Source organism: Undibacterium paludis (assembly GCF_022568815.1).
GTDB lineage: Bacteria > Pseudomonadota > Gammaproteobacteria > Burkholderiales > Burkholderiaceae_D > Undibacterium.
In genome coordinates this window covers 1000514-1023725 of record NZ_JAKZHX010000001.1, presented here as the reverse complement: position 1 = coordinate 1023725, position 23212 = coordinate 1000514, and the positions used below count along the sequence as shown (strand labels likewise).

The following is a 23212-nucleotide window of genomic DNA, read 5'->3' as shown; positions in this document are numbered from 1 at the left end:
CACATGCTGTCCGACAGCATGTGCTTTTTTGTTTGTCAGGCTGCCGCTTCGGTCAACTGATATGCCAGATGATTATGTCTTTCCATCACACGTGGTAAATCTATGCTGGTGATCTGCCCTTCGCGCACGACCACGCGGCCATGGATGATGCTGTAAGCGACATTGACTGGCGTACAGAATACCAGGGCGGCGACCGGGTCGTGCAGGGCACCGGCAAAACCTATCTGCTGCACATTGAACATGACAATATCGGCAGACATACCAGGCTTGATGGCGCCTATATCATCACGGTTCAGCACTTTGGCGCCACCCAGGGTAGCTACTTCCAATGCCTGCCTGGCTGTCATGGCGTCCGGACCAAGCCCCACTCTTTGCAGGAGCATGGCCTGACGAACTTCACCCAGCATATGACCGGAATCATTCGAGGCACAGCCATCCACACCCAGGCCCACGCTGACGCCGGCATCAAGCATCTTGCGTATCGGTGCTATGCCGGAAGCCAGGCGCATATTGGAGCAGGGGCAGTGCGCAATGCCAGTACCGGTGCGGGCAAACATATAGATACCGTCGTCGTCAAGCTGTACACAGTGCGCATGCCAGACGTCGTGGCCCACCCAGCCGCAATCTTCGGCATACTGCGCCGGTGTCATATTGAATTTTTCGCGGCTATAGGCAATGTCATTGGCGTTTTCTGCCAGGTGGGTATGCAGTGACACGCCATAGCTGCGCGCCAATTTTGCGGACTCGCGCATGAGATCGCGTGAGACCGAGAATGGTGAGCACGGTGCAACGACAATGCGTTGCATGGCGTGACGGCTGGCATCATGGTAAGTCTCGATCAGGCGGCGGGTATCACGCAGGATATCTGCCTCCTCTTCCACCACACGGTCAGGCGGCAGGCCGCCCTTGCTTTGCCCGACACTCATGGAACCGCGCGCCGCGTGAAAGCGCATGCCTATCTCTTGCGCGGCTTCCAGACTGTGATCGAGCTTGCAGCCATTCGGGTAGATATACAAATGGTCGCTGCTGGTGGTGCAGCCTGACAGTATCAGTTCGGCCATCGCCACCTGGGTAGAAACCTGCACCATCTCTGGTGTCAGGTTGGCCCAAATGGGGTACAGATTGGTCAGCCAGTTGAACAGTTCACCGTTTTGTGCCGCCGGTATCACGCGCGTCAGGCTCTGGTACATATGGTGATGCGTATTGATGAGGCCAGGCAGGACCACATGATTGCTGGCATCAATCACTTCATCGGCAGTCTGTGGCAAGTCTGCGCTTGCACCGACCTGCTCTACGATGTGATCGCGGATAAACACGGCGCCATTGCTGATTTCACGGCGCTCGTCATCCATGGTGACGAGGACACGGGCATTCTTGATAAGTAAGGTAGTCATAAAAAATTAATGGTCTGAACTGTGTGCTGCGGCCATGGCATAAGTCTTGGCATCGGATTCTGCCCCCGGGCCATTGAAAAACAGGTTAAGCGTCACTGCCGTGATGGTCGCCAGCAAAATGCCGCTGTCAACCACGGTAGATAACCAGTGAGGCAGGTGAGAGAAAAACTGCGGTGCGACCAGCGGTATCATGCCTGCTCCTATGCTGACGGCAACCACAAACAGGTTGTGGCGGTTGTGATTGAGCCCGGCGTTACCGAGTATCTTGATACCGGTCGCCGCCACCATGCCAAACATGACGATGCCGGCGCCGCCAAGCACATACACGGGTATGGACGCTGCCACATGGGCCATCTTGGGGAACATGCCAAATGCCAGCAATATCAAACCGGCAGCCGCGCAGACATAACGGCTGCGCACGCCAGTCACGCCAACCAGGCCGATGTTTTGCGAGAATGAGGTATACGGAAAGGTATTGAAGACACCGCCTATTACCGTACCCAGGGCGTCGGCGCGCAGGCCATTGGCCAGCTCTTCATTGCTGATGCGCTTATTGGTCAGTTCAGACAGGGCCAGGAACATGCCGGTCGATTCCACCATGGTGACGATCATCACCAGGCACATACCGACGATGGCCCCCAGGTCAAAAGTCGGCATACCATATTGAAAGGGCGTAATGAAGGCAAACCAGCCCGCTTCACCAAGGCCATCGAAGCTGACTTTGCCCAGGGCCAGTGACACCAGAAAACCCAGCACCATGCCCAGCAAGACCGATATATTACCGAGAAAGCCGCGCAGGTAGCGCGCCATCACCATGATGGACGCCAGCACAAAAAAGGCGATCGCCAGATGCAGCGGTGCACCATAGTTGGGATTGGCTTGCATGCTTTTGCTGACCGCATCAAAGATCATCGGTTGTCCGCCAGCCGCCCAGTTGATGCCGACGCGCATCAGGGTGATGCCGATAACGGTGATGATGGTGCCGGTGACGACAGGCGGGAAAAACCGCACGGCACGACTCATGAAAGGCGTGATGACCAGGCCAAAAATACCTGATGCAATCACCGCCCCATAAATGCTGAGTATGCCCAGGCTGGGGTTGCCCGCCATCGCCACCATGGGGCCGACGGCGGCAAAGGTCACGCCCATCATGACGGGCATGCGTATGCCGAATTTCCCTATGCCGAGTGCCTGTATCAGGGTGACCAGGCCACAGCAGAACAGATCAGCATTGATCAGAAAGGCGATCTGGTCCTTGGGTAAATGCAGAGCACCGCCGATGATGAGAGGCACGGCTATCGCCCCGGCATACATCACCAGCACGTGCTGTATGCCCAGAGTAAATAATTTTGCTGCTGGTAGCTTTTCATCTACCGGGTGTATCGTCGTTTGCATCGTCTCTTCCTTGCTTGGATGGTTTGGTTTTTTGCCACATCACTGCCGGGTTCTCTGACGGAACTGTTGTTCAGTGATGGCGGGAAATGCACATACTGAATTACTGGAAATAAAAACGACTGGTAATCGGGATGACGGAAGAATGCATTGTGCGCAAGACTCCTGGTTTGCCTCCGCGACGATAGTGTCGTCAGGAAGGACGGCTGCAAATACAGCCGGGGTAATGAATCCGACTGCGCTTTTCACTGCTGCCTGACGCGATGTATCTCCCAGTAACTGGGAACACATCACGTCAGGATTGATCTGCGTCGTAAAAAAATGCCGGTGAAGGCATATTCTTGCGTCGCCTCATACCATGCTGTGGTAAGCATCGCACATGGCAGCAGGCTCAAGCTCAGTCCTGGTCCCGCATCAGGTCTTCATTGCAAAGCTGATGCAGGCAATACTGAAAGTGGCGCCAGAAATCCTGGTAAAGCTTGGAAAACCTCTCAACACAGAGGAAGGAAAGACTTCTTGCAAGAAGTCTTCGTTCCGCAGGCATGCGGCATGCCGCATGAATTCCCTGCTACACCACAGAGGTGCGCAGAGGTGCACAGAGAAAAAAAACAGAATAAGGTTTTCTCATGCTGTTCTCTGTGACTCTGTGGTGAGCCTTTCGGTCTTAAGGTTTCCTCTTAAAATTCCTTAAAAAATCGAGCAATATCTGTGCCGAGATTTCTGCGTCGTCGGCTGTCATGGTTTCCAGCGGGTTGTGGCTGATACCGCCGTTGCCACAACGGGTAAACAGCATGGCTACGTCGGTCATTTTTGCTATCGCCATGGCGTCATGCCCTGCACCTGATGGCAATTCAAACGCTGGCAGGCCCGCTCTTTGCGTTGCTGCGGCCAGTTGCTGCATCAGCCATGGTGCGCAGGGTGCAGCGGGGGCAGATACGGCCTTGATGACTTTGACTTCGATGTTGCGGCGCTGGCAGATGGTCTCTATCTTCGCCAGGATGTCGCTGACGGCGGCATCGCGCGTGGCATCATCAGCGGCGCGGATATCAAGCGACAGATTGCAGGAGCCAGGTATCACATTGACCGAACCATGCGGCACCTGCAACTGGCCCACTGTCCCTACCAGGGAGGTGCCATTGTCGCAACGTTGTTCTACATACAGGATGATTTCGGCTGCCGCCGCCGCTGCGTCCTTGCGCATGCTCATCGGTGTGGTGCCGGCATGGCTGGCGACGCCCCTGAGCTGTACCTGATAGCGGCAACTGCCAGCAATGGAGGTGACGATGCCGGCTGGCAGGTCACGGCCCAGCAAGACCGGGCCCTGCTCTATATGCACTTCTACATAACCCAGTATCTGTGCGGGGTCGCGTGCTATTGCCGGTATCTGGCTCACATCGTGGCCTGCTGCCTGCAGGGCGGCACGCATGCTGACGCCATCGGCATCAGTCTTGTCCAGCAAGCTCAGGTCAAACTGACCGGTAATGGCATTGCTGCCGAGGAAGGTACTCTTGAAGCGCACACCTTCTTCTTCCGAGAAGCCGATAATTTCGACATGGAAAGGCAGTTTTTCATTTCTTTCATGCAGATGTCTGACGATGGCTATCGGCAGCAGTATCCCTTCGCGGCCATCGTATTTGCCGCCATTGCAGACGGTGTCGTAATGCGAGCCGGTCAGCAGGGTTTTTGCATCAGCCTGGTCCGACAGATAGCGACCAACCACATTGCCAACGGCGTCAATATGCACTTGCATGCCCGCTTCACGCATCCAGCTGGCGAGTTGCGCTGCTGTTTTTTGGTGCGCATCGGTCATATAGGCGCAGGTCAGGCCATCTTCATCATCGCTCCAGGCGGCCAGGGTTTCTGACCAGGCCATGATGGTGTTGCCAAACTGCAGGCTGTGTTCGAGCAAGTCATTGAGGCGCAGTTCGGCGATACGGCCGATCTGGCGCAGGCATTCGGCCAGTTCGTCTGCGCGCTGGTTTTTAAAGCGACGCTGGAAGGTGGCAATGATGGCCTGGCGGGTAAAACCCTTGCCGTCAGGTCCTTTAACGGCGAGGATGAACGGGAAACCGAACTTGCTGTTGTAATCGGCATTCAACTGGTGCAGGGTGGCGAATTCTTCCGGGCTGCAATTGATCAGGCCGGCCTTGGCTTGTTCGCCGGTCGATTCCCTGGTCAGCTCACCGGCAATCGCGGCCTTGCCTGCCAGCTCGGGGTGGGCACGGATCAGGCCCAGTTGTTCTGCTTCCGTCGCGCTGCTGACCACGGTTTGCAGCGCCAGCTTCAGGGCGTGGATGCTGGCAAAAGGTCTTTGCGCAGCGGCTCTTTCTGGTATCCAGGGTGAATGTTCATAGATACCGTGCAGGATTTGTACAAATTCTGCCGCCGTACAGTGGTTCAGGTGGTCCAGGGTCGTTGTCATAAATGCGTCGGTCGTCGCCGCCGTTTTGTCATCTTCAGGTTTATATAGTGCCCAGGCAAAAGCTGGCATGTATTGCTGGCTGCAAGCTTAAGCCCATTCTCTGGCTGCAATGTGCTGCTGACTTCATGATCTGTATATGGCTGATAGTATATTGACAGACCGCTGGCGGTATAAGATTTGGCTGATAGCGCATTTCAAGACGTCAATATAGGAGATCAAGATGGGAAAGCTCAGCACACATGTGCTTGATATCAGCCTGGGTAAGCCTGGCGCGGGCGTGCAGGTAGAATTGTATGCAGTTGAAGAAGGGCAGAAGACCTTGCTGAAAACCGAGGTCACCAATCATGATGGCCGCTGTAATACTCCGCTACTGGAGGGTGACAGCCTGAAGACCGGGCAATATGAGCTGGTCTTTGCCGCCGGTGATTATTTCGACAGACAGGGCGTGGAGCTGCCCAGCCCGAAATTCATCGATCGTGTGACCCTGGCCTTTGGCGTAGCCGACGCCAGCCAGAATTACCATGTGCCGCTGGTGGTATCGCCCTGGGCCTACTCCACCTACCGGGGTAGCTAAGCAAAGACTCCCGTAAAATCGCCACAGCTGCGTTGTAGCTCCTGTATTTAGCAAGATTCGGTACTAAAGTACTGTCTTCGTCGCTGTGGTGTAGTCGGGGTTTCAGGCACCATGGGGTCTGCCAACGTAACGAGCAGCCCTTGTAAGGGCTGCTTCCTAAAGCGTTAGCCTTGCTGGGACAATTTTGCGGAAGTCTTGCAATTTATTTGGACATCAGGGATTTGGCTGCCTGGGCAATCTGCTCACGCAGCCATTTGTGCTCTGGTGAGTGATGAACACGCTCATGCCAGAGCTGGTAAAAGCGCAGCGGCGGGAATTTGATGGGGATGGAAAAAGTCTTCAGTTGCAGGCTTTTTTCATAAAAACTCAGGTATTGCCTGCCGGTGGTCAGCACTATGTCGGATTGCGTCAGCATATGCGGCATCAGGCCAAAATAAGCTGATTCCACCACCACGTTGCGACGCAGGTTGTGTCTTTCCAGATGAGCATCGATGACACCGTGGTAGCCGGACAACAATTGTGAAGGCGCGACATGGGGCAGGCTCAGGTAGTCTTCCAGCGTCATGGCTTCGCTGTCGGTGCGCTTGGCATAGGGGCTGTCGGCACGCATGGCGCAGACGATGGGGTCTTCAAACAGCTTGGACAGATGCAGGTGTTGCGGCGGCTCATCCCAGTTGGCGATGACCAGGTCCATGTCGCCATCAGACAGGTGGCGCACATAATCGACTTCCGCCCCCAGGCCATGGATGACAATGCGGCTTTTGGGGGATTCACGGCGCAGACGTTCGACGACGCTGGGCAGGAACTGTACATGCAGGGAATCCGGCGCGGCAATATGGAAAGTCTTGCTTTCTTGCTGGGCAACAAAGGGGACTTTGCGCTCAAACAATAATTCGGTTTCATCCAGTATGCGCTTGGCAGGCTTCAACAGGCTTTCACCATGCGGTGTCGGCACCATGCCGCGGCCGCCACGTACCAGCAACTGGTCACCGGTCAGTTCGCGCAGCTTGCGCAGCGAGGCAGAAATCGAAGGCTGGGGCTGGTTGAGTTTGAGGGCAACGCGCGATACATTTCTTTCACTGAGCAAAAGATAAAGTATGCGTATCAAATGCAGGTCCAGGTGATTGGGGAGTTGCGCCATGATGATGATCAGCTTTGCCTATATCGAAATCTGTATTTTTAATATACTTCGTTTTCAATGAAGTTTGTAAGGAAAAAGTTTATCGTTGCCAGACTTCACCAAGTTTTTTGCTATCAGCATTACCTGCCCTTGGTCTATTCGCGGTAACAGGAGACATTTGCCGCAAATAGATATAGCGTGTGGTTTTTCGGCACTAAAACCGTGAGTCATGGCGGCGCAAGCTGCCAGAAACACCTGGTCGCAGCGGAGCTATACGGTTCGCGACCACTTTGGGATGTTTATCCCTCTCGTCTGAAGAGCCCGCGGAGGCAGACGAGCTTCAAACATGAGAGAAAACATGGAAGCTTTTTTACTTGCCTATGGCACCGAGTGGCTCAACCTGATCGTACGCTGGCTGCACCTGATTACTGGTATTGCCTGGATCGGTGCGTCTTTTTACTTCGTCTGGCTCGACAATAATATACGCCCGCCCAAGCCGGGTTCTGAACTGGCCAACAAGGGTGTGTCCGGCGAGTTGTGGGCCGTGCATGGCGGTGGTTTTTATAACCCGCAAAAATACCTGGTCGCCCCCAAGGAATTGCCCGAAGAACTGCATTGGTTCAAATGGGAAGCCTACGCCACCTGGCTGTCGGGCTTCAGCCTCTTGTTCATCGTCTATTATTTCAATGCCTCGGCCATGATGATAGACAAGTCCGTGGCTGATCTATCGAGCTGGCAAGCCATAGGCATAGGCCTCGGTACGCTGCTGGTGGGCTGGACCGTGTATGACCTGCTGTGCCGTTCACCGCTGGGCAAACGCGACGGACTGCTCGGTATCATCATGTTTGTCTTCATCGTTGCTGCTGCCTATGTATTGTCGAAATTGCTCAGCGGCCGTGCCGCCTATATCCATGTCGGCGCCATGATAGGCACGATGATGGTCGGTAATGTGCTCATGCTGATCATCCCCGGCCAGCGCAAACTGGTTGATGCCATGTTGCAGGGCAAGTCGCCTGATCCCATCCACGGCCAGAAAGCCAAGCAGCGCAGCGTGCACAATAATTATTTTACCCTGCCTGTGCTGTTCATCATGATCAGCAATCACTATGGAATGACTTATAACCATGCCTATAACTGGCTGGTACTGGCCTTCATCATGGCGGCGGGTGTATTGATACGCCATTTCTTCAACCTGCGTCACAAAGGCATTACCAACTGGGCTTATCCTGCCGCCGGTGTCGCCTTGCTGCTGGCGGTGGCCGTCGCCATTGCACCCAAGCCGCCAGCCAAAGCAGCAGCTCCTGACCCGGCATTGTCAGCGGCAGAAGCAGAGGCTGCACAGTTCAGCAAGGTGCAGGGCATCATCAATCAGCGTTGTGTGTCCTGCCATGCCGCAGCGCCGACACAACCTGGTTTTGCCGCTGCACCTGCCGGTATCAAGCTCGATACGCCAGAACTGATCAGGCAAAACGCCGTCAAGGTGAATATGCAGGCCGTGCAACTCAAGGCCATGCCCATAGGGAATATGACGCAAATGACAGAAGAAGAACGTGCAGTCGTCGGCGCCTGGTTCCAGTCCGGTGCGAAATAAACCAGCCACATTCAAGAAAGAGAACAATGAATCACTACCAACAACTCGACGCCTGGATAGACGCCCACTTTGACGAGCAGGTCAAGTTCCTGCAAGAACTGGTGCGCGTGCCGACAGATACACCGCCCGGTAATAATGCCCCGCACGCAGAACGCACCGCTGACCTGCTGCAGGACATGGGGATTGTTGCAACAAAACATGCCGTCCCCGACAGTGAAGTCAAGGCCGCCGGCCTGCAAAGCATCACCAACCTGCTGGTGCGCCGGACTTATGGCCCCGGCAGGACCGTGCTGCTCAATGCCCATGGCGACGTGGTACCACCCGGTGAGGGCTGGACCAAAGACCCCTATGGCGGCGAGATCGTCGATGGCAAGATCTATGGCCGCGCCACCGCCGTCAGCAAATGCGATTTCTCGACCTATACCTTTGCCCTGCGTGCCCTGGAAGCGGTTGCCAGACCGACCGCCGGTACGCTGGAATTGTTATTTACCTATGATGAAGAATTCGGTGGTGAAGTCGGCCCGGGCTGGATGTTGAAACATAACTTGATCAAGCCTGACCTGATGATTGCTGCCGGTTTCTCTTACCAGGTCATCACCGCCCATAATGGCTGTTTGCAGATGGAAGTGACGGTCCATGGCAAGATGGCCCATGCAGCGATACCGGATTCCGGCATTGATGCCTTGCAGGCAACAGTCAAAATCCTGAATGTCCTGTATGCACAGAACACCCTGTACAAGCAGGTCACATCAAAAGTCGAAGGCATTACCCATCCTTATTTGAATGTGGGGGTGATAGAGGGTGGCACCAATACCAATGTCATCCCTGGCCGGGTCAGCTTCAAGCTGGACCGCCGCATGATACCGGAAGAAAACCCGGCAGAGGTTGAAGCGACGCTGCGCCAGTTGATCAGCGATACCGCGGCAGAGCTGCCCGGCATCCGTGTTGAGGTCAAACGCATCCTGCTGGCGAACTCCATGCGTCCGCTGCCGGGCAATACACCGCTGGTAGCCGCGATACAACAGCATGGTGAGACCGTGTTTGGGGAAGCGATTCCGGCCCTGGGTACGCCGCTCTACACCGATGTGCGGCTGTTCTCGGAAGCGGGCATCCCTGGGGTCATCTATGGTGCGGGGCCAAGGACGGTGCTGGAGTCCCATGCCAAGCGGGCTGACGAGCGTCTGGACCTGGAAGACTTGCGCAAGGCGACCAAGGTGATTGCACGCAGTCTGGCGGATTTACTGGTGTGAGCTTGATGTAATACTGGTATGAGAGAATGTACAGGTCACCACTTGTTGCTGGTGACCTGCTCATCGTCAGGCTGATTTCCTGCTCGCTTTCAGCTTACTGGTGACGCCATCAATCAACAATCCGCATCCTGAATTGCCTGCCCTTGATATTGGTACGGCTCAGTCTGTCTACGGTCTTTTCCGCGACGTGCCTGTCGATTGCCACGTAGGTGACGAATTCGGAGACATTGATTTTGCCTACCTGTTCTTTTTTCAGGCCGAGGTCGGCGGTCAGGGCGCCCAGCAGGTCACCGGGACGCAGTTTGTCTTTTTTGCCGCCCATGATGCAGATTGTCATCATCGGGGCCTGCAAGTCTTTTACCGGGCCAGCTTCAAGGGCGTGGATATCGCCCCAGTTGGCGGGCTCGCCCTGGTATTCTTCGATCAGTTTCACCCATTTCTTTTCACCCGGCGTGGACAGGCTCAGTGCCAGGCCTTTTTCACCGGCACGGCCGGTGCGGCCTATGCGGTGGATGTGGACTTCGGTGTCTTTTGATACATCGACATTGATGACGGCGCCAAGCGTTTGTATGTCCAGGCCACGGGCGGCGACGTCGGTGGCGACGAGGACTGAGCAACTCTGGTTGGCGAAGCGTATCAGCACTTCATCGCGATCGCGTTGTTCCAGGTCGCCATGCAGGGCCAGGGCGCTGATGCCCTGGGCGTGCAATTCTTCTGTCAGTTCACGGCAGTGTATCTTGGTATTGCAAAAGGCGATGGTGGATGTGGGTTGGTAATGATGCAGCAGGGTGGCGACAGCGGCATTGCGCTCTTCCGGTGTGACCAGGTAAAACAATTGTTCTATGTGGTTGGCGGCATGCTGGGATTCAACCTTGATCTCCACCGGGTCACGCAACAACTGTTCGCTGGCCTGGCGGATATCGTCCGGGTAGGTGGCAGAGAACAACAGGGTTTGCCTGCGGGCTGGTGTGGCGGCAACGATGTCATAGATATCGTCATAAAACCCCATGTCGACCATGCGGTCGGCTTCATCGAGTACCAGGGTTTGTACGGTTTTCAGGTTGATGGTGCCGCGGCTGATGTGATCAATCAGCCGCCCCGGTGTGCCGACGACGATATGGGCACCAAATTCGAGTGAGGCAATCTGGGGGCGCATGGCCGTGCCACCGCACAGAGTGACGATCTTGACATTCTGTATGGCCCTGGCCAGGCGACGCAGTTCATTGGCGACCTGGTCGGCCAGTTCGCGGGTGGGGCAGATCACCAGTCCCTGTACGGCAAAATATGTAGGATTGAGTTTGGCCAGTATGCCCAGGCCAAATGCCGCCGTCTTGCCGCTGCCGGTCTTGGCCTGGGCGATCAGGTCTTGCTGTTGCAGGATGACGGGCAGGCTGGCTGCCTGTATGGCGGTCATCTCCTTGTAGCCCAGACTGTCCAGATTGGCCAGCAGGGCGGGGGACAGGGGCAGGGTATTGAATGCGGTGGCTTCTGACATGGGGTGTTCTTAAAGTGAAAACGACAACATGCCGCCCGGGTAGCGGGCGGCAATGCAGGATATGTCGTCATTGTAGGGGAAGCCACCCCGGATGGGGAGGCTTTGCAGTGCAGGGTGCTGTTTATGCGCCCCAGACCAGGTATTCGATACCGTTTTGTATGCTGCCTATGACCAGGGCCTGGTTTTCTGTGCTCTCGCAGAAACTGGCGAGTGCCCCGGCAGCAGTGATTTTATTGGTGTTGAGCTGGTCAAGCCAATAGTCAAAGCCAGCCTTGTCCGGCGTCCTGTGCAAGACATTCTGGTAAAAATTGGTCACCAGCACGGTATTTGACGGCTTGTTGCCATACAGCGCCTGGAATTCTGCTGATTGCATGAAGCCTGCCGCCACCGTCGTCAGGCTGGAACCCTTGTCCATGTCGGCAATCCAGTAACCCAGACCCTTCAAGTCGGGTTTGCGGTCAAAGGCAGCCTGGTACAGGCGATAGGCCTGCCCGGCGACACCGCTGATATCAAGAGCAATGTTTTCATCACTGAAATGCAGGCGCTCGACATTGATCAGGCTGTCCGTACCTTCACTGCCGACTTTGGCCTTGACTGTGGTGGTGACACCGCTGGTAGTCACGGTGTAGTTATTGTGGATACCGTTGTACATGGCCGTGTCCAGCCCCTGGTCGCCATCTATCCTGTCGTTGCCACCGTTACCAGTGAAGGTATTATTGATTTTGTTGCCATACAGGAGATCATCGCCAGCACCGCCTATGGCGTTTTCTATATAGGTCCCGAAAGCGATACCCAGATTGTCCCTGCCGTCATATGTCGGCACGGTGCCACCGGTATAACCCGGCGGATTGGGGGCTGAAACCATACGTATGTCGGAATAATTGCCTGGTGTCAGGTCAATCACGCAGGCCATGGTGAAATTGGCGACCGAGATGGTGTCGTTGCCACCTGCATCCCAGATGGTTTTCAGGAAAGGTGTACTGGGGTCGAAGGTATAGACGTCATCCCCGGTGTGGTAACTGTTGTTGGCACCGTACAGATATTGCATGGCCGCGATATCAAATACCATCGGTGTTTCCGGCACGATGTGCTGGAAAGAGAATGTGGGTTTTCCACCACTGTCATACGTGATGGTCCTGAACAGGTCATTGGTGATCCCTGTATAGGACATGATGGAATACTGGTTATTGTCTAAGGCTGTGGGCAGGACCACGTTACCTTCAAAGGTATGCTTGAGCCCGAGCGCATGGCCGATCTCATGCATCAGTGATTCATAGTTGTATGAACCTACATTCCAGGCCGGGTTGCTTTTTTGCCCGGTACCGGAGATCCAGATATCACCACCAACAGGATAGCTGTCGCTGGGGCGATAAGCCCAGCCCCAGGCTGTGCTGCCTACACTGGTTTTATCCGTTGCCGAAGTCCAGGCAACACGGATATCGCCGGCACTGCTGCTATTGTCAGCCACCTGGATGAACTGGACATCGGCGACATTCGCCCAGGCTTGCAAGGCTGCCTTGGTGGCATTCTGCTGTTCAACACTGAGTGCGGTATGGGTACCTGCGGTGGGCTCTTTGGCGTCGGAGTAGTCGCTGGACCCAGCGTAGCCATAAAAAGAAGACTCACCCGTTGTCCATGGGAAACTGTAAGTGATCGTGGCCGTGCCATTCAACGCCCCCCATTTGATGCCGTGTATCAGGGCGTCTATAAAGGTGACACCGGGCAGACGCAGGGTGGTGGTGGGTGATGTGCCTTTAGGTGTGGACATAAAATCTGGATAAAAAGTGATTGAATTCTTGAGGCAATTTTATGGAGTTTCGTTTTGGCGGTGAAAATTGTCTTGTGGAATGACATGTGCTAATAGCATTGTATTGTAATAACAGCATTATTTTGGCATATTTACTTGCCTGACGTTCAGTTTATTCCCCAGACTGTGAAATGGATGGTAGCAGAGCATCCTAAGCCATTCTATTCGCCATACAAATTCTTACATGATGTAAAAAATGCCATGTATGCTTCACGGTAGCAGAGCGTACTGCTTGCTTATTGCTTGTTTATTCTTGATTGGCAGACATGAACAGGTACAGGCACGCAATATGTTTTCCACGATGTCTTTTTGAATGGAGTTACATCATGATGCTAACGGCAATAATCGTGTTTCTAGTACTGGCTTTCCTGCTGTTCATTGCTTCACGGCCCGGCGAGTTCCGCATAGAGCGTTCTTTAAGCATGCGCGCCACACCATTGCAGATTTTTTCCCTGCTGAATGACTTTCATGAATGGGAGGCCTGGTCGCCCTGGGAGAAAGCGGATCCGGCGGTCCAGCGTACCTACAGTGGTATGGCACAGGGAAAAGGGGCGATCTATGCCTGGAAAGGCAACCGGGATCTGGGCGAGGGCAGGATGGAAATTCTCGAAACACGGCCCTGTGACTACCTGCGTCTGCAAATCAACTTCATCAAACCCTTTGCAGCGCAAAATACCATAGAATTTCGCCTGGAAGAAAAGGGTGATACCACAGTTCTCAGCCATGCCATGTTTGGCCCCTGCAATTTCATGTCCAAATTGATGGGTGTGTTTTTCAGCATGGATAACATGGTAGGGACGAAGTTTGAAGAGGGTTTGCAAAGCATAAAAGAAATTGCCGAAAAGGCCAGTGCCGCGCAATGATGAGGTTTTATTCACAGGAGCATTCATGTCAAGGCAGCGCAAATGGTATACCTGGATGTGCGGGCATCCTGCCCCATGTTTTGTGCTGCTGACTTTCAGCTTTGTCGCTTTTGGCAAATTATCTTTCGACCTGGTGCACCTGTTCAGCGCGAATGCCGAATACATACTGGACAACGGCTGGATAGGTTTGGTCGAAGGCGGCTTGCAGCAATTCCTGGAATTGATACTGACGGCCTGCGCAGCCATGGTTTTTTATATGCTCTTCAAATTATGCGAACAGGCCCTGCTGGAACGTCTGCGCCATCGGCAGGAGTAAACAGGGTTGCCAGCAAATGAGCAAGAACTGTCATGCCTGCAAGGCAGGGTTTCACTACGCTGTGATCTGCCAGGAGGAAACCAGTGAGTGAGCGCGCAGTCAGTTATCAAGCCAGGATGTTGAAGGTCTTGCAGTACATCGATGCCCATCTCGATGAAGATCTGTCGATTGATCGTTTGAGTGAAGTTGCCGCTTTCTCCAGGTTTCATTTCCACAGGCAGTTTTCCGAATTCTTTGGTCTTGCCGTCATTCGCTATGTGCAATTGCTGAGGTTGAGAAAAGCCATGCATGAACTGGCTTTTCGCAATCACAAGCAGGTAATCAGCATTGCACTCGACAATGGCTATGACAGCAGCGAGGCATTTTCGCGTGCTTTCAAAAAAAGCCTGGGCCTGAGCCCTGCCCAATTCAGAAAACAGCCTCAGTGGGATGTCTGGCATAACACACAACTCGCCATCCATCATTTGAGAGAACAGCATATGTCGACCACTTACCAGTTATCCGATGTTCGTATCACACAATTTCCCGAAACCCGTATCGCCGTACTGGAACATCGCGGTGCCCCCGGTCTGCTTGGCAAAAGCATCCAGCAATTTATCGCCTGGCGCAAGCTCAACAGATTACCGCCTGCGGTCAGCGCAACCTTTAATCTTGTGTATGACGATATAGAAACGACAGCTCCAGATGAATATCGTTTCGATCTCTGTGCCGCCGTGTCGGCAGCCGTTGCTGCCAATGAATACGGCATCGTCAACAAAGTCATACCGGCCGGTGCGTGTGCTGTCATCCGGCACACCGGTTCAGATGCCCTGCTTGGCCAGACCGTGCGGTTTTTATATAACGAATGGCTGCCACAAAGTGCCGAGAGCCTGCGCGATTTTCCTCTATTCTTCCAGCGTATCAGCTTTTTCCCTGATGTGCCCGAGCACCTGATGGTCACTGACATCTTCCTGCCCTTGCAGAAATAGGTTTACAGATCAAGCACCAGTTCACCAGCTTGTGCGCGTGAGACACAGATGCAGATGCGGTTTTTTTGCTCTGCTTCTGTCAACACTGTATCCCTGTGCTCCGCTTGTCCGCCAAGCAGTGTTACGGCGCAAGTGCCGCAATTGCCGGTTTCACATTCCGCTTGCACTGCGACGCCATGGGCGCGTACGGCATGCAGAACAGTCTGATCAGCGCGGACATGGATGACTTTTTTACTGCGTGCCAGCTCTACCCGTATCTCTTCGTCATGGCTGGATTTTTGTACTGTAAATTTTTCGCAGCGTACTCGTTGCGGGTCTATCCCCAAAGCTTCAGCGGCATTCAACACGGCGGTGATCATGCCGGCCGGTCCGCAGACATAGAACAGGCTATCCTTACCCGCCTCTTCCATGATCTGTCGTATATCCAGGCGCTGCTGCCGATCTGCCGCATACAGGTGCAAAGGAGTACCCAGTTTTGTTTGCAACTCTGCGCTATAGGCCATGGCACTGAGCACACGACCTGCATAATGCAAAGTGTATGGTTTCCTCTGCGCTGCCAACTGCTTGGCCATGGGCCTGATGGCGGTGATGCCTATGCCTCCCGCGATCAGCACGGCGGGTGCGGCATGTGCATGCAAAGCAAAGTCATTGTGCGGCAGGTCGCAATGCAGGTGCATGCCCAGCGCATAATGATCATGGACTGCCATGGAGCCACCACGACCTTCTGGCTCGGCCAGCACGGCAATTTCGTAGCTGTCAGCTTGTTCACCTGCCGAACTGATAGAGTAGTGACGTGTGGCCACCTGTCCATCTGCAAGCAGGACAGGTACGCGTAAATGTGCGCCTGCGCTCACTGCAGGCAAATCTTTGCCAGCCGGGTCACGCAATTCATAAGCGCGTATGCGCGGACTGAGTTGACGCACTGCGGTGATGACCAGTTCCAGCGGGCCATTGCCAAGGCTGGCGGGTTTTACTGATGCAAGCTTTTGTTTTAGTTGTTCTCCCAATTGACTCTTCTCAGCCAGCAGTCTGGCCAGCATGTCCTGCACTTCTTTCTCCGTAAACCTGGGTGTGATATGTTGCGGGCAATTCCACTCAACTGCTTCTACCGTAATCACGACGGCTCGCTCGACACGGGCGCGATAACCGGGCATTTCCAATCTGGCGATAAGGCGCGCATCCTCCTCTTCATGAATGATGTTGGCATGACCCCATATCTTCATGCGGCGGCGGGTGGCGTAATCCATGAGTATCAAAGAGATCTTGTCACTGGCAAACAGATTGCCTACGCTCAGGTATTGGGCATTGCCGGAAAAATCTGCATAAGCGATGGTCTTGGCATCGAGTATTTTGAGGAAGCCGGCTGGCCCACCACGATGCTGTACATAGGGCCAGCCGTTTTGAGATATCGTTGCCTGGTAAAAGCTATCGCGGTCACCGATGAATTCCATATCCCGTTCCAGCAAGTGATCACGTTTTTCTTCCACCAGTTCAAAACCGCGATTGGCTTCGCGACTGCCATACAGGCTTTGCGCCGCTTTTACGCTGGGGGTAAAGCTGATATCGGCAAATGCACGTGACATGATGATTTCCTCGCTGTGACGGGATAGGGCTTTTTGCGGATTTACAGGCTGACTTTCGGGAAGTCGATATCCAGACGAGCAGCCTTGCCCAGGATATTCGTCAGGATGTTCATGCCCACGTGGGTGATGACTTCGATAATGTCAGCATCGCTATAACCGTGGTCGCGCATTTCAAGAACTTCCGTTGCCGTGACTTCACCGGCATGTTCGACCAGCGAGCGGGCGAATTTCACGGCGACGGCGGCTTTCGCATCCTGGCTGCTGCCTGCGCGATTGGCAACCATCTCTTCATTGTTCAAGCCAGTACCGCGGCCTATGGCGGTATGGGCGGAAACGCAGTATTCACACGAATTTTTTTGCGCGACTGCCAGGGCGATGCGCTCGCGGGTTTGCGGGTCCAGACTGCCCTCACCAGCGATACCGTGCAGGCCCAGGAATGCGCGCAGAGCGGCAGGGGAATTGGCAAAGGCTTTCAAAAAGTTCGGGACCATGCCCAGTTTGATTTGTATCGCTTCCAGCAAGGCCAGTTGTTCAGCATTGGCAGTTTCTTTGGTGACGAGATTGATACGGCTCATGATATTTCCATTCGATAGAGGTTGGAATGTTTGGAACGGGTATGCAATTGCATGGACCACAGTTTGTACGTTTCATTGAAATATAGGAATAGACTATATAATTAATTATTTATTTCATTAAATGGAATAATGATGAAGTTACAGCCTTCCTCAGGAGAAATGCAGGAACTATTTCAGCTAAGATATGTCTCTATTTGTGCCTAATTGCTTCTATTTCATGGCAATTAATCAATTTGTGTGCGCGAGTTAAAGTGAAAGAATCGGTCCCGTTGTTGAAACCGCCAGCCGCTAACAGGCGCAGCGAAACCGCAAGCCTTGATTCGTGTGCATGCCCTCAAAATTTATTTTGGAGTGTATTTTGTTGAAATCCCTTGCTCTTCCGCTGGCACTCGCTGGTGTTTTTTCATCTGCCCACGCTGACGAAGGCCAGTGGCAACCCTATCAGTTGCCGCAACTGAAGTCTGAGCTGAAACGCACCGGCATCAATATACCGGCAGAGAAATTGGCGGATTTGCAAAAACATCCTATGTCAGCCATGGTGTCCCTGGGGGGCTGTTCGGCGTCTTTTGTATCGAGTACCGGCCTGGTGGTGACCAACCACCACTGCGCCTACGGGGCTGTGCAAAGAAATTCGACGGCAGAAAAAAACTATATCGCCAACGGTTTTCTGGCGAAGACACTGGCGGATGAATTGCCAGCAGGCCCCGATGCGCGCATGTACATTACCGACAAGGTAGAAAACGTGACTGAGCAGGTCAACAAGGGTTTGACTGCCACCATGTCTGGCCGTGCCAGGGCTGAGCATGTACAAAACCGCATCAAGGCCCTGATCGCCGAATGTGAACAGGACAAGGCTTACCGTTGTTCAGTACCGAGCTTCCATCGTGGCCTGGAATACTACCGCATACGTCAGATCATGATACGGGATGTGCGCCTGGTGTACGCACCCTCAGACAAGATAGGCAATTTTGGCGGTGAGGTCGATAATTTTGAATGGCCGCGCCATACTGGTGACTATGCCTTTCTGCGCGCCTACGTGGGCAGGGATGGTCGCCCTGCTGATCTGTCTGCCGACAATGTTCCGTATCAGTCAAAAGACTTCCTTGTCGTATCTGCCCAGGGTTTGAAAAATGGCGATCCCATCTTGCTGGCGGGTTATCCTGGTCGCACCAGCCGTTACAAATTGCCATCGGAAATACGTTTTGCGCGTGATGTCAGCTATCCTGCCAAAGTGGCAGAAACCCAGGCCGATCTGTCTGTGATCGCTGCGGCAACGTCTGGCAACGCCGCCGCCGCTGTGCGCTATGCCAGCGTCGTCAAGGGTCTCCAAAATGGTCTCAAGAAGACCCAGGGTCTGCTCGACGGCTTTATGCGTAAAGACATCGCTGCCATCAAGGACAGTCAAGATGCAGAATTCCGCCGCTGGTATGCTCAGCATGGCAGTGATAAAAACCTGCTCAAGGAGCTTGATGCTGTCATCGCAGCCGATATGGCGATGTCAGAAGAAGAATTTGCCTGGTCGGTTGCCAGCACGAGCGAAATGTTGAAGAGCGCACGCACCCTGTATCGCCTCGCAATTGAAAGCACGAAACCGGACGAGCTGCGCGAACCGGGCTATCAGCAACGTGACATGAATATCATTGCAGGCAAGCTGAGCCGCCTGGAACAATCCTATCAGCAAAATGTAGACCAGGCCAGGTTCACGGCAGCACTGCAAAGATATGGTCAATTGCCGGCCAAATCCCATCCCCGGGGACTGGATGTTTTGTTGCCGGCACCGGAAAGTGTCGCCAGCCTGTACCAGCAAAGCAGCATGAGTGAAACCTCCAAACGTCTGGCCTGGATGGGCAAGGACCGCAAGGTTTTCGAGCAATCCGATGATGCCTTCATCCGCCTGGCGGTGAAGCTGCATGATGTCGCCATGTCGCTGGAGGACCGTCGCAAAGAGCTCGATGGCAATCTTGAACGTGTCATTCCACAGTATATGCAAGCCGTCATAGAATGGAAAAAATCCCAGGGCAAGCCAGTTTATCCGGATGCCAATTCTACCCTGCGCGTGACGTATGGCACGGTGGCGCCTTACTCGCCGCGTGATGGCGTCAGCAAGGGTCCGTTCACGACCGTTGAAGGTATAGTCGAAAAACACACTGGCAAATCACCTTTCAATATGCAGGAGAGCCTGCTTACGGCAGTGAAAGAAAAACGCTATGGCGTGTTCAAGGATAATGCCCTGCAAACCGTCCCCGTTAATTTTCTCTCCAGTGCGGATACAACCGGTGGCAACTCCGGTTCTGCCGTCCTGAATAAAAACGGTGAACTGGTAGGTTTGAATTTTGATTCAACCTATGAATCCATCACCAAGGACTGGTATTTTGACACGGCCATCACCCGCGCCATCCACGTCGATATCCGTTATATGCTATGGGTCATGAAAGAAGTCGATCATGCCGATAATCTGTTGAAAGAAATGACGATCAAATATCCAGCAAAATAAGCGAGGGAATTTGCAATAGATAATAGGGCTGACGACAGGCTATCGTCAGCCTTTTTCATTTGGCAGGACGTTCCGGCGCTTGCTGGAACTGCTGGCAGGATTCTGGCAACTGCAACCAGGGCAGGCGGCTTTCACAATACAAGGCCATCGCCGGTGACAACTGCTCGTGACCGGTTACCGTACCTAAATAAAGCATGGCCAGTCCCGCATATTTTTGTGCATTCTGGTTGAATATGGGTGTGCCGCAGTCAGCGCAAAAATGGCGTGTCGTATCGTTGGTGACGGCATAGGGTTTGAGTCTGTCCTGGCCCCTGGTAAAATTCAAGGCCCTGGCTTTCACCACGACATAGACCGACAAGGCGGCACCTGTCATGCGCCGACACAGGCCGCAATGGCAGGCAACCACCTGCAAGGCCGGGGCCGGGTAGTGATACTGTATGCTGCCACAGCTGCAGCGTCCGTCAATTGCCTGCATCTTTTGTCTCCATGTCATTTGCGTTCAGGCTCAGGCACCCTCCCATTCCAAACCCTTTCCTTGCTGCCAGCTGCCGGGGATGACATAGGCCTTGGCCCAGTCGTTGATCTGTGCTGCCGGCATGGGGCGGGCTACGCCATAGCCTTGTACCAGTTCGCAGCCAAGATGCAGCAGGGCGACGCCGTGTTCTGTACTTTCCACTCCTTCGGCGATGACTTCGCGATTGAAGGCCCTGGCCAGGCCGATGACGGCGCTGATGACAGCCAGATCGTCCTTGTCTGCCAGCATATCGCGTACAAAGCTCTGGTCAATTTTAAGGGTATTGGCGGGCAGGCGCTTGAGGTAGGATAGTGAGGAGTATCCGGTACCAAAATCATCGAGCGCAAAACTGACTCCCATTTTCTGGCAGGCCAGCATGACTTCGCGTACATGCTGTATGTCCTGTATGGCTGCGGATTCGAGTATTTCTATCTCCAGCCGTTCTGCCCGTACATCGGGATAGTCGGCCAGTATCCTGCTCAGTCGCTCAACAAAATCCATGCATTGAAAATGTCTTGCGGCGATGTTGACGCTGATCACCCAATCCGGGTGTGTCGATGTCCAGGAGCGCAATTGTTCCATGGCCTGCTGTAACACCCAGTCACCGACATCAATGATCAGGTCGGTATGTTCTATTAATGGTAAAAAATGCAGGGGACCGATGATGCCCTGGTCGGGATGTTGCCAGCGCAGCAGTGCTTCCAGGCCCACGATGCGGCCCAGGCGCATATTCACCTTGGGCTGGAAATACAGGCGCATTTCATCCTGTTGCAGGGCCAGCCTTATACGCGCACGCTGATTATGGTGGGTACGTAATTGCTGGTCATGCTCGGCATCGAATAAATGGAATTGATTGCGACCTTTCAATTTGGCCTGGTACATGGCCTGGTCCGCACAACGCAGCAAGGTATCAGCATTGATATCGTCACGCGGGTAAATGGCCACACCTATGCTGGCGGAGAGCTTGATGCTTTGTTGTTCTATTTCATAGGTCTGCGCCAGCTCTGCCAGCAACAGCGCCAGGTTCAGTTCCACACCAGCGACATCATGCTGGTTTTGCAGCAGTATGACGAATTCATCACCACCCAGGCGGGCAATGTGATGTTCGTTGCCGGCATTGCTTTCCAGCCGTCTGGCCACTTGCTGCAGCAATTTGTTGGCGAAGTCCTGGCCATGGCTCTCATTGATTTTCTGGAAATGATCGAGATCGATCAGGCAAACTGCCAGCCATGTCTGCTGCGCATGTGCAGTGGCGATGGCGGTATTGAAACGCTCTGCCAGGGCATTGCGGTTTTCCAGTCCGGTCAATACATCGTGACCGGCCCGCCATGAAATCTCCTGCATCAGGCGGCGTTTCTCACTAACGTCGCGAAACACCAGCACACAACCCATGACCTTGCCATTCTTTTGCCTGATCGGTGCTGCCGTATAGTCGATTTCAAACTGCTGGCCGCTGCGTGAAATCAAAACCTGGGTATCGGATTGCAAGATATCCTCACGCTGTGAAATTTGCCCCAGGAACTCAGCCAATCTGGCGCGGTGACCGCCATCACTGAGGGCGAATACTTCCTGCAGCGTGTGGTTGTGCGCTTCACTTCTTTTCCAGCCGCATAACTGTTGTGCAACACGGTTCAGTGTCAATATGCGGCCATCGACATCGGTACTGATGACGGCATCGCCGATAGAGGCCAGTGTGGTTTCTACGCGCTCATTTTCAGCCGCCAGCGTCGCTTGCGCCTGCTTGCGTTCGCTGATGTCGATCAGGGCTCCTATGCTGCCTATGGTAAGGCCATCGACATTGGTGAAACTAGCCTGGAAGTAAAGGACATCAAGTATTTTGCCGGCAGCCTGTACCCGTGTTTCCATGACCAGTTTCAACGGGTCGGCAGCGTCGTGCGCCAATACCATTGCCTGCCCTTGGGCATCGACTGCCAGCAGCGGCATGGTTCTGCCTGTGATATCTCTGGCGCTGACACCAAACATCTCTTCCCAGGCGTGGTTGATGCGTTGGCAGATACCATGCTGGTCCTGAAAAAAAATTGGTATCGGCAGGGCATTGAGCAATTGCCAGGTGAAGTGCAGTTGCTCACTGTTTTCGCGCTGGCTGCGTTGCAGGGTCAGCAGCAAAGCCTGTACTTCACTGGCCATGGCATTGAAGGTATTCGCCAGTGCCCGGGCCTCCGCCGTACCGGTGACAGACATGCGCACGGCGTGTTGCCCCTTTTTGAATTTGTCGGTTGCTTCTGCCAGCCTGTGCATGGTTCTGGTGTTCGAGCGCAATATCAGGCCCAGCAGAAAGAAGATGGTGACGACGATGAGCAACGAAATCTTTGCCTGGGTCATCACTTTCTGCCAGATATGTGCTTTTTCTCCTTCCACAGTGGTTTGTATACTGAGCAAGCCGGTGTCGCCATTCGGCAGCCGAACTTCTTGTCGCGAAGTTTCTTCGGTCAGATGCAGGATGGCGGAAAACCAGTCCGGCACACCCGGCCTTTCCTGATCTGTATCCTGCCCCGTGACGTGCTGGCGCTGGTAGTCCCAGCTGATACTCTGTATCAGCGGGCTTGATATCGCTTCCCGCAAGAGCAGGCTGTGCATGGCTTGCTGGTTGTCCTGCAAGGAAAGGTTGATCAGGGCGGGTGTCAGGTAGTGATTTGCATGGCGTAATTCGGTTTGCAGTCTGTGCCTGGCGTCCCGGGTTTCACTTTCTATCATCATGTAATAACGAAATCCGCTCACAACAAAAATCAGGACAAGTATTGGTATGAACAAGCGGGTATAAATATTCCGCTGCTGCCAACGCTGTAAAAATTTTTGCAATGTTTTCACAAATTTAATAAATTTCAGTGAAGTG

The 23212-nt window shown here is 53.9% G+C and carries 17 protein-coding genes; 7 read left to right on the top strand and 10 right to left on the bottom strand.

All coding sequences use genetic code 11. The features are described from left to right. Nucleotides 1-35 precede the first annotated feature (35 nt). The 3 genes from LZ463_RS04470 to LZ463_RS04460 all read right to left on the bottom strand — a co-directional run bounded on the left by LZ463_RS04470 (nt 36) and on the right by LZ463_RS04460 (nt 5208). The gene (locus LZ463_RS04470) at nt 36-1394 is read right to left on the bottom strand and encodes an 8-oxoguanine deaminase (protein ID WP_241454229.1); all 1359 of its coding nucleotides are present in this window, start codon (nt 1392-1394) and stop codon (nt 36-38) included. Between the two features lie 6 nt (nt 1395-1400). Beyond that, complete coding sequence (locus LZ463_RS04465) at nt 1401-2789, bottom strand: nucleobase:cation symporter-2 family protein (RefSeq protein WP_241454228.1); 1389 nt, start codon at nt 2787-2789, stop codon at nt 1401-1403. 661 nt (nt 2790-3450) lie between these two features. Next, nucleotides 3451-5208 carry an allantoate amidohydrolase gene (locus LZ463_RS04460; RefSeq protein ID WP_241454301.1) on the bottom strand — a complete coding sequence of 586 codons (1758 nt, stop codon included), beginning with the start codon at nt 5206-5208 and terminating at the stop codon, nt 3451-3453. 220 nt (nt 5209-5428) lie between these two features. Between LZ463_RS04460 and uraH the strand changes: the two genes are divergently transcribed. Next, nucleotides 5429-5782 (top strand): hydroxyisourate hydrolase, encoded by a 354-nt coding sequence (uraH, locus tag LZ463_RS04455; protein ID WP_241454226.1) that lies wholly within the window; start codon nt 5429-5431, stop codon nt 5780-5782. 202 nt (nt 5783-5984) lie between these two features. Here the strand turns inward: uraH and LZ463_RS04450 are convergent, their stop codons facing one another. Further along, nucleotides 5985-6923 (bottom strand): LysR family transcriptional regulator, encoded by a 939-nt coding sequence (locus LZ463_RS04450; RefSeq protein WP_241454224.1) that lies wholly within the window; start codon nt 6921-6923, stop codon nt 5985-5987. A gap of 337 nt (nt 6924-7260) precedes the next feature. Between LZ463_RS04450 and LZ463_RS04445 the strand changes: the two genes are divergently transcribed. Together LZ463_RS04445 and LZ463_RS04440 are read left to right on the top strand one after the other, a co-directional pair. Next, nucleotides 7261-8493 (top strand): urate hydroxylase PuuD, encoded by a 1233-nt coding sequence (locus LZ463_RS04445; RefSeq protein ID WP_241454223.1) that lies wholly within the window; start codon nt 7261-7263, stop codon nt 8491-8493. A 26-nt stretch (nt 8494-8519) separates the two neighbouring features. Next, nucleotides 8520-9743 carry a M20 family metallopeptidase gene (locus LZ463_RS04440; RefSeq protein ID WP_241454222.1) on the top strand — a complete coding sequence of 408 codons (1224 nt, stop codon included), beginning with the start codon at nt 8520-8522 and terminating at the stop codon, nt 9741-9743. A gap of 109 nt (nt 9744-9852) precedes the next feature. Here LZ463_RS04440 and dbpA read toward each other — a convergent pair whose 3' ends face one another. Then, entirely contained in the window at nt 9853-11238 is a 1386-nt protein-coding gene (dbpA, locus tag LZ463_RS04435) for an ATP-dependent RNA helicase DbpA (protein WP_241454220.1), read from the bottom strand. Between the two features lie 121 nt (nt 11239-11359). After that, complete coding sequence (locus tag LZ463_RS04430) at nt 11360-13006, bottom strand: DUF4214 domain-containing protein (protein ID WP_241454218.1); 1647 nt, start codon at nt 13004-13006, stop codon at nt 11360-11362. Nucleotides 13007-13371: 365 nt separating this feature from the next. Here LZ463_RS04430 and LZ463_RS04425 point away from each other — a divergent pair, with 365 nt between their 5' ends. The 3 genes from LZ463_RS04425 to LZ463_RS04415 all read left to right on the top strand — a co-directional run bounded on the left by LZ463_RS04425 (nt 13372) and on the right by LZ463_RS04415 (nt 15192). Continuing rightward, nucleotides 13372-13908 carry an SRPBCC family protein gene (locus LZ463_RS04425; protein ID WP_241454215.1) on the top strand — a complete coding sequence of 179 codons (537 nt, stop codon included), beginning with the start codon at nt 13372-13374 and terminating at the stop codon, nt 13906-13908. Nucleotides 13909-13933: 25 nt separating this feature from the next. Beyond that, nucleotides 13934-14224: a hypothetical protein gene (locus LZ463_RS04420; protein WP_241454213.1), complete on the top strand. Its 291-nt coding sequence runs from the start codon at nt 13934-13936 to the stop codon at nt 14222-14224. Nucleotides 14225-14307: 83 nt separating this feature from the next. Then, a complete protein-coding gene (locus LZ463_RS04415; RefSeq protein ID WP_241454210.1) occupies nt 14308-15192 on the top strand; it encodes an AraC family transcriptional regulator in 885 nt (294 codons plus the stop codon). Between the two features lie 2 nt (nt 15193-15194). On the opposite strand, the gene LZ463_RS04410 is transcribed toward LZ463_RS04415, so the two are convergent. Continuing rightward, the gene (locus LZ463_RS04410) at nt 15195-16775 is read right to left on the bottom strand and encodes a 2Fe-2S iron-sulfur cluster-binding protein (protein WP_241454208.1); all 1581 of its coding nucleotides are present in this window, start codon (nt 16773-16775) and stop codon (nt 15195-15197) included. Nucleotides 16776-16816: 41 nt separating this feature from the next. After that, entirely contained in the window at nt 16817-17350 is a 534-nt protein-coding gene (locus LZ463_RS04405) for a carboxymuconolactone decarboxylase family protein (protein WP_241454206.1), read from the bottom strand. A gap of 358 nt (nt 17351-17708) precedes the next feature. On the opposite strand from LZ463_RS04405, the gene LZ463_RS04400 reads away from it, so the two are divergent. Further along, entirely contained in the window at nt 17709-19844 is a 2136-nt protein-coding gene (locus tag LZ463_RS04400; protein WP_489686076.1) for a S46 family peptidase, read from the top strand. Nucleotides 19845-19899: 55 nt separating this feature from the next. On the opposite strand, the gene LZ463_RS04395 is transcribed toward LZ463_RS04400, so the two are convergent. Together LZ463_RS04395 and LZ463_RS04390 are read right to left on the bottom strand one after the other, a co-directional pair. Next, nucleotides 19900-20319, bottom strand: a complete 420-nt coding sequence (locus LZ463_RS04395; protein ID WP_241454204.1) for a GFA family protein — start codon at nt 20317-20319, stop codon at nt 19900-19902. 30 nt (nt 20320-20349) lie between these two features. Beyond that, complete coding sequence (locus tag LZ463_RS04390) at nt 20350-23076, bottom strand: bifunctional diguanylate cyclase/phosphodiesterase (RefSeq protein WP_241454202.1); 2727 nt, start codon at nt 23074-23076, stop codon at nt 20350-20352. Nucleotides 23077-23212: the final 136 nt, after the last annotated feature.

Bases quoted from the DNA above. Each gene is read 5' to 3' on its own strand.
- LZ463_RS04395 (WP_241454204.1), bottom strand. From the start codon at position 20,319: ATGCAGGCAATTGACGGACGCTGCAGCTGTGGCAGCATACAGTATCAC.
- LZ463_RS04445 (WP_241454223.1), top strand. From the start codon at position 7,261: ATGGAAGCTTTTTTACTTGCCTATGGCACCGAGTGGCTCAACCTGATC.
- LZ463_RS04460 (WP_241454301.1), bottom strand. From the start codon at position 5,208: ATGACAACGACCCTGGACCACCTGAACCACTGTACGGCGGCAGAATTT.
- LZ463_RS04430 (WP_241454218.1), bottom strand. From the start codon at position 13,006: ATGTCCACACCTAAAGGCACATCACCCACCACCACCCTGCGTCTGCCC.
- uraH (WP_241454226.1), top strand. From the start codon at position 5,429: ATGGGAAAGCTCAGCACACATGTGCTTGATATCAGCCTGGGTAAGCCT.
- LZ463_RS04410 (WP_241454208.1), bottom strand. From the start codon at position 16,775: ATGTCACGTGCATTTGCCGATATCAGCTTTACCCCCAGCGTAAAAGCG.
- dbpA (WP_241454220.1), bottom strand. From the start codon at position 11,238: ATGTCAGAAGCCACCGCATTCAATACCCTGCCCCTGTCCCCCGCCCTG.
- LZ463_RS04470 (WP_241454229.1), bottom strand. From the start codon at position 1,394: ATGACTACCTTACTTATCAAGAATGCCCGTGTCCTCGTCACCATGGAT.
- LZ463_RS04465 (WP_241454228.1), bottom strand. From the start codon at position 2,789: ATGCAAACGACGATACACCCGGTAGATGAAAAGCTACCAGCAGCAAAA.
- LZ463_RS04425 (WP_241454215.1), top strand. From the start codon at position 13,372: ATGATGCTAACGGCAATAATCGTGTTTCTAGTACTGGCTTTCCTGCTG.
- LZ463_RS04390 (WP_241454202.1), bottom strand. From the start codon at position 23,076: ATGATGATAGAAAGTGAAACCCGGGACGCCAGGCACAGACTGCAAACC.
- LZ463_RS04405 (WP_241454206.1), bottom strand. From the start codon at position 17,350: ATGAGCCGTATCAATCTCGTCACCAAAGAAACTGCCAATGCTGAACAA.
- LZ463_RS04450 (WP_241454224.1), bottom strand. From the start codon at position 6,923: ATGGCGCAACTCCCCAATCACCTGGACCTGCATTTGATACGCATACTT.
- LZ463_RS04420 (WP_241454213.1), top strand. From the start codon at position 13,934: ATGTCAAGGCAGCGCAAATGGTATACCTGGATGTGCGGGCATCCTGCC.
- LZ463_RS04440 (WP_241454222.1), top strand. From the start codon at position 8,520: ATGAATCACTACCAACAACTCGACGCCTGGATAGACGCCCACTTTGAC.